Here is a 3,033-nt window from a genome sequence, read left to right as displayed (position 1 = left end):
GTGCTGGGGGAGCTTCAGCACCACGATATCACCCCGGCGCGGGCCGTGGAAGCGGTAGGTGATTTTCTCCACGATGAGGCGCTGCCCAACTGGCCGGTCAGCAGGAGATTGCCCTTGCCTTCCATGATGAGCACTTCGATGGGCATGATATCGCCGCCGGCCTCTGTCCAGGCAATGCCGGTCGCCAGCCCGACCTGGTCCTCCTCCTCGATCCTGCTGGAGGTGAATTCCGGCGGGCCGAGGAACTGGGGCAGGGACTTGACGGTGATGCGGTGCGGTGCCGGCTCGCCCTGGGCCACGCGCCGCGCCAGCTTGCGGCAGATTTGTGCGATCTCGCGTTCCAGGTTGCGCACGCCGGCCTCATACGTGTACTCCCGGATGATGGAGCGCAGGGTCGAGTCCGAGAACTGCACCGGATGCCCGTTCAGGCCGTGAAGCTCAATCTGCCGCGGGATGAGGAAGTGCCGGGCGATCTCCAGCTTCTCCTCCTCCACATAGCCCGGGAACTCGATGACCTCCATGCGGTCCTGGAGCGCCGGCGGGATGGTGTACAGCGTGTTGGCCGTCGTGATGAAGAAGACCTTGGACAGGTCGTACGGCACCTCCAGGTAGTGGTCCGAGAAGGCATAGTTCTGCTCGGGGTCCAGCACCTCGAGCAGGGCCGCCGCCGGATCGCCGCGGAAGTCGGTCCCGAGCTTGTCGATCTCGTCCAGCATGAAGAGCGGGTTGATGCTCTTGGCGCGCCGCATGGTCTGGATAATGCGGCCAGGCAGGGCGCCGATATAGGTGCGGCGGTGGCCGCGGATTTCCGCCTCATCGCGGATGCCGCCCACGGAGACGCGCACGAAGTTGCGTCCCAGCGCCTTGGCGATAGAGCGACCCATGGAGGTCTTGCCGGTGCCGGGCGGCCCGACGAAGCACAGGATGGGACTGCGCATCTTGGAGCCGGCCAGCTTGCGCACCGCGATATGCTCCAGGATGCGCTCCTTGGCGCGCGTCAAGCCGTAGTGCTCCGACTCCAGGATGCGCTCGGCGTTCTCCAGGTCCATGTTGTCCGGCGTCTCTTCCGTCCAGGGGAGCTCCAGGATCCAGTCGAGATAGGTGCGGATGATGCCGACCTCCGGGGCGGCCGCCGGCATGGCCGCCAGCCGCTCCAGCTCCTTCTCCGCCCGGGAGCGCACCTCCTCCGGAAGCTGTTTCTCCTCGAGCTTGGCGCGCAGTTCCTCGATCTCCTGCTGTTGGCTGTCCAGCTCGCCCAGCTCGTTCTGGATGATGCGCATCTGCTCCCGCAGGAAGTACTCGCGCTGGGAGCGGTCCATCTCCTGCTGGACCTGGCTCTGGATCTCGTTCTCCAGCTCCAGCACATCCAGCTCTTTGGCCAGCAGGATGCTCAGGCGCTGGAGCCGTTCCGCCGGGTTGATCTCCTCCAGGATGGCCTGGCGGGTTTCCACATCGAACTCCATCATGGAGGCGATGAGGTCCGCCAGCCAGCCGGGGTCGTCCACGTTCATGGCCGCGACGTAGGCGTCCTCGGGCAGGGAGGGGCTGAGCTGAACGATCTTCTCGAAGAGCGCCAGCACAGCCCGCATCAGCGCTTCCGTGGCGACGCCGCTGACCTCCGGTTCTTCGATGGGCGCGGCGCGCACGCGGATGTATGGCGTGGTGTGGATGACCTCCACGATGTGCACGCGCCGCTGGCCCTGACCCAGCACATTCGTGGTGCCGTCGGGCATGCGCAGGGTGCGCCCGATGATGACCTCGGTGCCGATGTCGTACAAGCCCTCGGGGGATGGCTCTTCCTCATCGGGGTCGCGCTGGGTGGCGACAATGACGATGCCGTCGCCGGCTATCGCCGCTTCCAGCGCACGCAGTGACCGCTCGCGCCCGATAAAGAGGGGCGCCACCATATGAGGATAGATGACCGTGTCCCGCACAGGGATGAGCGGGGCCTCGATCAGCTCGGGCTCCTCCATGTATTCGGAATCCTCGTCGGCCGCCGGCTGGGCCTCCGCCTTGCCCTGGCGCTCCCTGCGGGGCCGGAACTCTTCCGCAAAGATGGTATCGTCAATCCAATCCCAATCCACGTTTTGCATTCTCCACATACTGCGACATTTCCCCAGGATTTGGGGCATTTTCGCTGAATTTTTGGGTATTCGCGGCGTAAATGCCGCAAGTTTTCCAAACAATTATACCTGAAGTGGGAGGAAAATCCAAAAACTCATCCTATCTCTGCCGTCCTCTCGCTATTACAATACCAGCGATGCCCAATAGTGTCAAGAAGCCCACGCCCATGCCAATATACACACTGCCCGGTTGATAGGACCATTCCACATGCCAGGTCCCTGCCGGCAGAGCTACCGCCCGCAGTACCCCATAGGCGCGCAGGGGCACGGCCGGCCGGCCGTCCACCCGCACGTCCCATCCCGGATAGGCGATCTCGCTCAGCACCAGGATGCCCGGCGCGCGGAGCGTCACATCCAGGTCAATTCGTCGGGCGCTGAAGCGGCGGATGGCCAGGGACTCTTCGCTGGCCGCCGGCGCCGGTGTGGGTTGCGGCGCGGTCTCCAGCACAGCGGTGGACCAGGGGTCCAGGTCATCGCCGGCGGTCAGGTCAATGGCTGTCTCTTGGTCCGGTGCCAGGCGGTACGCATGCACGATCCAGGCCGGCTGGGCGCCCAGGAAGGTCTGGTACAGCCGGCGTTCCCCCTCATCCACCACCAGCAGAAGCCCGCCGTGGCTGAGCGTCCGCTGGGTCAGCACGTAGCGCACGTTCAGCATGCGCCACCAGCGAAATTCCGGCACCCGTTCGATGAAGGCGTCGTATGCCGCCAGATGGAGCGGGCCGTTGCCCACCACATCGCGAACCTCGAAGAGCAGGCCGGCATTGCCGTCGGCCGGCAGTAATCCCTCACTGCTCACGCGCCAGTTCTCGTCGGGGTCGTTCAGCAGATGGGCCACCGCCGGCGTCACCGGGAAGTATCCCTTGGGCGGCTCTGCCTGCAGGTTGACACCGCCGTGCGCCAGGTACAGGTC

Annotated in this window: 2 protein-coding genes; both read right to left on the bottom strand. The window is 65.0% G+C overall.

Annotated elements, in window-relative coordinates:
* Window positions 1-14: 14 nt before the first annotated feature.
* Window positions 15-2,102, bottom strand: coding sequence for an endopeptidase La (gene lon / locus H5T60_13535; GenBank protein ID MBC7243453.1), 2,088 nt, complete (start codon window positions 2,100-2,102; stop codon window positions 15-17).
* A gap of 121 nt (window positions 2,103-2,223) precedes the next feature.
* A partial coding sequence (locus tag H5T60_13530; protein MBC7243452.1) for a hypothetical protein occupies window positions 2,224-3,033 on the bottom strand: 810 nt, incomplete at its 5' end.

This window comes from Anaerolineae bacterium, from assembly GCA_014360855.1.
GTDB lineage: Bacteria > Chloroflexota > Anaerolineae > JACIWP01 > JACIWP01 > JACIWP01.
Note: the sequence above shows the minus strand (reverse complement) of the source record. Positions and strands in the feature narration are given on the sequence as shown.